General features: G+C 39.4%; 6 protein-coding genes. 3 read left to right on the forward strand and 3 right to left on the reverse strand.

The genetic code is table 11. The features are described from left to right. From JXA84_00550 to JXA84_00560, 3 genes are all read right to left on the reverse strand, one after another. The coding region (locus tag JXA84_00550) for a hypothetical protein (GenBank protein MBN1149694.1) at positions 1 to 875 on the reverse strand (875 nt) is incomplete at its 3' end. 744 nt (positions 876 to 1,619) lie between these two features. Then, the gene (locus tag JXA84_00555) at positions 1,620 to 2,480 is read right to left on the reverse strand and encodes an RNA polymerase sigma factor (protein ID MBN1149695.1); all 861 of its coding nucleotides are present in this window, start codon (positions 2,478 to 2,480) and stop codon (positions 1,620 to 1,622) included. An 8-nt stretch (positions 2,481 to 2,488) separates the two neighbouring features. Then, the gene (locus tag JXA84_00560; protein ID MBN1149696.1) at positions 2,489 to 3,895 is read right to left on the reverse strand and encodes a hypothetical protein; all 1,407 of its coding nucleotides are present in this window, start codon (positions 3,893 to 3,895) and stop codon (positions 2,489 to 2,491) included. Positions 3,896 to 4,010: 115 nt separating this feature from the next. Here JXA84_00560 and JXA84_00565 point away from each other — a divergent pair, with 115 nt between their 5' ends. From JXA84_00565 to JXA84_00575, 3 genes are all read left to right on the forward strand, one after another. Next, positions 4,011 to 5,273: an MFS transporter gene (locus JXA84_00565; protein ID MBN1149697.1), complete on the forward strand. Its 1,263-nt coding sequence runs from the start codon at positions 4,011 to 4,013 to the stop codon at positions 5,271 to 5,273. Positions 5,274 to 5,547: 274 nt separating this feature from the next. Further along, complete coding sequence (locus JXA84_00570) at positions 5,548 to 5,811, forward strand: DUF4342 domain-containing protein (protein MBN1149698.1); 264 nt, start codon at positions 5,548 to 5,550, stop codon at positions 5,809 to 5,811. 3 nt (positions 5,812 to 5,814) lie between these two features. Further along, positions 5,815 to 6,432: hypothetical protein (locus JXA84_00575; protein ID MBN1149699.1), on the forward strand; the 618-nt coding region annotated here is incomplete at its 3' end.

Genomic DNA, 6,432 nt, shown 5'->3' on the forward strand with positions numbered 1-6,432 from the left:
GAAGGAATCCCTGTATAGAAGTAACCCAGAAACAATCCTTCATCTTTATCAAAAACATCCACCCTGTGCCCCCTCTCTTCTCCACCCTGCGCCCAGAGAACAAAGATTTTTCCTCTTCGAATACGCATATCCCAAACGATAGAATTAAAATTATGATCTTCGCTGAAAATAACTTCATAGGGAGTGTTGCCTTTAACCGAAAACATTAGATTCCCGCTTGGATCGTACTTATAAATTCGATAATCAGCTATGCTCGTGTAATATAAATTGCTTTCTTCGTCTAGTTCCATAGCGCATGACCTGTAAGCGTTTGCTTTCCATAGATCCATTTCTTTTATATCTTTATCAATGACACCAAATTCACCAAGGACTTCACCCCTGGAATTCAACAATAAAATAACGTTTTCGCTTTCTTTTGCAATTGACAGAGCTTGATTTACATAAATATGTGAAGTGTCCAGCGCAGCAACATCGAAGATGACACCTCCTGGAATAATAAATGTTCGAAAGTACTCCATTTCAGAATTAAAGATTACAATCTTGTTCATTTGATCTATGAAGTAAAAGAATCCTGCAGTATCTCTGTCTAATCTTGGTCTCAAAAAAGAAAATTCTCCCGGCGCTTCGCCTTTTCCGCCGAATTCGGATATCAATCCGCCACTGTCATTAAACAAAAAGATTCTTGATGCCATGTGATCCAATACTAAATATCTGCCTTTATTGTCGATTTCAAAACCTGTTGGCGTAAAAAAAGGATTCTCGTTTCCGTCAATTTCAAGTATTTTTTCAAATTTGTATATCTCTTTTTCTTTTTGCTTCGCACAACTCATTAGGGTTAGCACAACTAAAAGAGATACAAGCTTTGATTTTCTCATAGAGCATCTCATTAAGTTGAATTATAGTAAAATTTTGGAACCATTTCATTTTCTATTGATAAATTTTCTGTTTGCCCCAACAAATGAATTCACAATTGAAAGGTATGATGTATTATCATACCGAAAACAATTATGAAAAAAATTAAAATTTCTATCACTTTTGACGAAAAATTCCTCAAAAACATAGATTAACTTGTAAGAAAAAAGGCTTTTAAAAACAGAATCCAGGCTATACAAAAATCATTGGAAGAAAAGTTGATAAAAATACAGAAAACAAATTTAGCCAAAGAATTATTAAAACTCCATCCATCATAAAAAAAAATTGAAACCGTAATAGCCCTATCAGCAACAAGCCGGTCTCAAACAGCGATTTTCCCTTTAAGGTTGTAAATCGAAAATACAAAATTTCCTAAAAAATTATGGCTAAAAATCAGTCAGATCAGAACCCTTTCGGCATAAGGATTGTGGCAAAATCGATAGACCAGCACCTGAAATAATTGAGAAAGCAATTGAAGGATTAACCGAGGTAATAAACATATAATTTTTTTTAAGAAATATTCAGCTACATTAAGTATAAACTATATATGACAGTGACACTTATAGGTAAGTTTTAAACCCATAGGTAAATACACACGATGTACGAAAACACTTTAATCAGGAAAATAAACTTAAAGCATAATTACAGAATTACTTAGACAATCCAAAACCAGAAAAAACGATTTGAAAATCTTTTTGGGCGGACATTTACATTTGAAGAATAGTTTCGAGTTTTTCCTGGTCTATGATTTTTCTGACTTGTAGAAAAAAATCCGGGGACTTATAAATAGGTTGTAGAGAAAAAAGCTTTCCACTCGTCTCTTCGAACCATCTGTCCAGATCAACAGTTTTGTTCGAGCATTTATCTCTTAATTCACCAAAAGTCCCTTCTCTGCTTTGCTGAATCGAATCCGCGCTGCTCGGTTTAAAGAGTATATGTGCTTTCAATTCGCACCTGCAAAGATTTTTGGGGTCTACAAGCCCGCAGTTATTTTTCATAAATGAATAGATTTTTTTTCTCGCGCGGGACAGCATTTTTCTGAAATTCTCCGGTGAGATACCTACGATTTCAGCCCCTTCAAAGCCGTCAAATCCCAAGATTTCTCCGAGGATAAAAACAAACCTGTGCTTTCTGTCCAGGCATAAAATCATACCCATAAGGCAGTGATTTCTCGTCTCTTCGTAGAGAATTTTTGCTTCGGTCTCGCTGGCTTTGAGTGTAGCATCCTTCGAATTTTGAATAATTTCAGAATATTGGCCGAATGAAACCAGTTGCTTTTCCGAACGTGTCTTTTGAGCGTCAAGAAGATAATTCATCATTATTCTGAAAAGCCAGGTTTTGAAGGAGCTCTTTTTTCTGAATCCTTTGAGGTTTGTTATAACTTTAATGAGAATTTCCTGCGTAGCATCTCTGGCATCCTCAAAATTTCCCAGCATTCTCAGAGAGACGTTGAACACATAGGATTGGTACTTCTGGATAAGCTTCTCAAGCGACAAAACTTTTCCTTCCAGCACCTGGTCTATAAGGACAAAATCATCTTCATTCTCCAAAATAGTTTTATTTTGCATAGACCCTTTCACCATAGAACTGAAACCTTTCTAGATTGTATCATTTCTCCCGCTTGCATTACAAAAAAGTATATCCCATGGGGAAAATTTTCAAATCTGAATTCCAAGGAACGCTCTCCAGTAATCATCTCATTTTCCAAAAGAATCTCTCTGAGAGATCCGTTTGATTCGTAAATTTTCAAGTCTACAACTTTGGGTGATTCCATCTGGAAAAATACCCTAAACCCTTCGCCAATTCGAAAGATACTGAACATATTTTTGCCATATCCGATAACTCCACCCGCGTTATCTTCAACACCTACATAACTTGTAATATCAGGAAAATCTATCCTCTCCGGCCCTCCGTACGCGCCCATATCGGTTCTCAATAAACCCATTGACGGATAAAGCGCGTACCCCGGATTTAACGAATCTTCAGGATCAGACGGTGAAGTTGGATCCCCGGAGTCTACGCAAGGAGAAGACACGCTCAAATGTTTATTCGTATCAGCAAAACAAGGATCTGACCCGATGTTACCCGTACCTGCGTATCCGTTTTCTACACAGCAGTAATCCACTGCAACCCTTCCTCCGGCAGTGAGATATATGTTGGGATTTCCTCCGCTGTATGACATATTTCCCCAAACCACACAGTTTTTCAAAACAGCTACGCTTCCGTATACCCTTACACCCCCTCCTCTCTGGATAGAAACGTTGTTCACTATCGTGTTGTTTTCTATTAAAGCCGTGTCATCGACAGCCCCCCAGACCCAGATACCTGATCCTCCGTAGTCATCACCTCCTTCGTTTAGCATTATCAAGTTGTTTCTTATGACGCTATGCGAATAAAATTCAGATACGCCCGCTCCGTACCTGCCATAGTTGAGCATTATGACATTTGATGTTATTCTCGGGCTCGCATCGGCAATTCTGATACCTCCGCCTCCTGCGCTGTGAAGACCTGATGAGACCTGCACGTTGTTGTTCACTATTAAATTGGCTTTTATAACGGGGGAGGCCGAATCTATAAATATTCCCCCTCCTTCCCTGAACAAAATTCCGCCGCTGTGGACATCCGGCCAGACAGTCCCCGTGCCTCCGGTCAAAGTGAAACCGCATAGAACTGAATTTGTGTCCTCATGGTCGATGAATCTAACGCAAGACGCCGTGTCAGGATGATAAGGATTGCTCCCGTCAATTATTGTGCTGGAGATATAAGAATTGTCTCCTGTTGTCAAGAAGTTGCTTGCCACAGTTATTTTTTTCCCGAAAAACCTGATATTTTCATAATACCTGTTCGGCTCAACTAATACCGTGTCAAAATCCAGCGCGGAATTTATTGCCTGCTGTATGCTCGTGTAGTCATTCGGCACGTTTATTATCGTGCCCAATATCAGGGATGGAACAAAAAACAACGACAAGAATATCATTTTCAATTTTCCTCCTTTTTTTTCCACTATTAAATTAGACGTATTTTTTGAAGATGTGTGACAAATTTTAGAAAAAAATATCTTTATCCAAAATATTCAATATAATTAGGACTACTTAAAAATGCTGAAATTCATACACGGAAAATTCATCAAGGCGATAGCGATATACGCAGGAAGCCTGAAACTGTTTTCGAGAAACGCCAAGCTTTTCTTGGCTGGCTCTTTTTTCGTCGGTATGGGTTTTTCGGGGTTTACGCTTCTTTTTAACCTCTATTTGAAATCTATAGACATAGACGAAACGGGAATCGGGCACATAATCACCGCGACCACCATGGGTACGCTTTTAATGGCAATTCCTGCCTCGATTCTGATAAGAAAAATATCGATAAAGAAAATTCTTCTTCTTTCTACACCTTTGACTATTTTCACGTACTTCATACAGATCGTCGGGTTCAACTACAACATGATAATCACCGGCGGAATACTATCGGGTATTTTCACAGTTTTTTTTCAAATAGCCGCCGCACCTTTTTTCATGAGAAATTCCACGCCAAAAGAAAGACCTTACCTTTTCAGTATGAACTTCGCCGCTCAACTCATAGCCGGGGTTCTCGGAAGCGTCATAGGGGGTTTTCTGCCAGGAATTATAGCGAGACTCGGACTTGTTCCGCACGTAACATACCGTTACACGCTTTTTATATTCGGTGGTCTTGTTCTAATCGCTTTACTGCCGTATCTTCTGATCAGGGAATGTTCTGAAAAGGAAATTAAAAACGACAAGTTCAAGTTCAAAACAGAGAAAAAAGTTGTTGTCCGATTGTTCCTTCCGAACCTGGTGACCGGTTTAGGCGCGGGGTTGAGTATCCCGTTCATAAATCTATACTTCGATGAGTTGTTTTCCGCCTCGACAAAAATGATTGGCATCGTATTCGCCGGCTCCCAGTTTTTGATGATATCTGGTATTCTTTTATCTCCACTGCTCGCTGAAAAACTCGGTAAGATAAAAACCGTAGTCTATTCACAGTTTCTGTCTATCCCTTTTCTTTTAATCATGGGGATGACAACTAATTTTTACTTCGCGGTCCTCGCTTTTCTAGTCCGAGCGGCACTCATGAACATGGCTCAGCCCCTTTTCACCAACTACGCTATGGAACAGGTACACAAGGATGAACAGCCCCTGACCAATGCTTTGCTGGTAATTGCCTGGACGGCAGGCAGGGGCGTCAGTGCGAGTATAGGCGGATTTCTAATCGAGAGGTTTTCATACACCCTGCCCTTTTTTACAACAAGCGCATTGTATCTGGTTTCAAGCCTTTTGATACTTGGGTTTTTCGGACTGACACGCAAATCTGACAGAGAAGTTGATGTTCAAGGGCCAATATAAGAATTAGGATTTTTTAAATAGAATATACACCAAAAATTTTATTAACTGCAAAAACCCTTTAATTAACGTCATAAAATACTTTACAAGGCATTGTAAAAATGTTATGAAACAGTAACTCCGAGTCTTTGGAGCTAAAACTGCGGGGGTCATGCCCAGAGAACAGCAGGGTTGGACCGTAAACAGTCCAGCCTTCCACCTTAACCCTCTCATATTGCCCTTTCTTTCAACCTGCCTTAAAATAGCTTAATGTAATATTTTTAACTGGGAGGCAACTGTGGAAAACAACTCCAATCAGGAAAGATTCGAAGTAAAAGCCGACGAACTCGTAAAAAAAATCAATGAAATTCTGAAAGAAGGCAACGCAAAAAAAATCATAATTCAAAACGAAAAAGGGGAAACTGTCGCAGAGTTTCCCCTTACGGTAGGCGTCGTCGGCATTTTCCTTTCTCCAATGCTCGCGGCCGCGGGCGCAATAGCGGCTCTGGCTACAAAATGCACTATTATTGTCGAAAAAAGACAATCCCAAAAAAAGGAATAATAAATGTACAAAATTCTTTTGCCAATTTTGTTTACCGCTCTGTTTTCATGCTCCGGTCAAGTCCCTGAATCAGTTGAAAATGCCGAGTTTACACAGGTTTTAGATCGGTATTTCGCCTTTATCGATGTCGGAGATTACGAAGGGGCTGTAGAGATGCTCACCCCATTGACGATCGAAAAGCTCTCAGACAACATTGAAGAACACCTCCATTCTATAAAACAAATCGTGGACGACGATTCGTTGCTCAAAAATAAAATGATCGAAGTTTACGGAATTTCTCTGGAAGAAGTATTATCAAAGAACGACACACAATTGATAGCGCTCTATTTCCAGAAAATCCCCAAATATTTCGAACTTGACAGAAATTTTGTAATTGAGGCAGAACAAAAGATTGACTCTCTTAAAGCTTTTGTCACTGTCCGTTATCAAAACAATGCGACCGATACGATCTTTTTCGAAAAACACGGAAATGAATGGAAAATAGACCTGTCTTTTCTAGTTCAAACAGCCAATTATAGGGTTCAAGTCCTAGAAAACGCCCATTCAGTGCAACTCGCTGCAGAAGAGTTTTTATTTTTTGCCGACAGTAGAGGATATCCCCTGACAATCGAAGAGATGAAC

It is taken from the genome of candidate division WOR-3 bacterium (assembly GCA_016926475.1).
Classification (GTDB): domain Bacteria; phylum SDB-A; class SDB-A; order SDB-A; family SDB-A; genus JAFGIG01.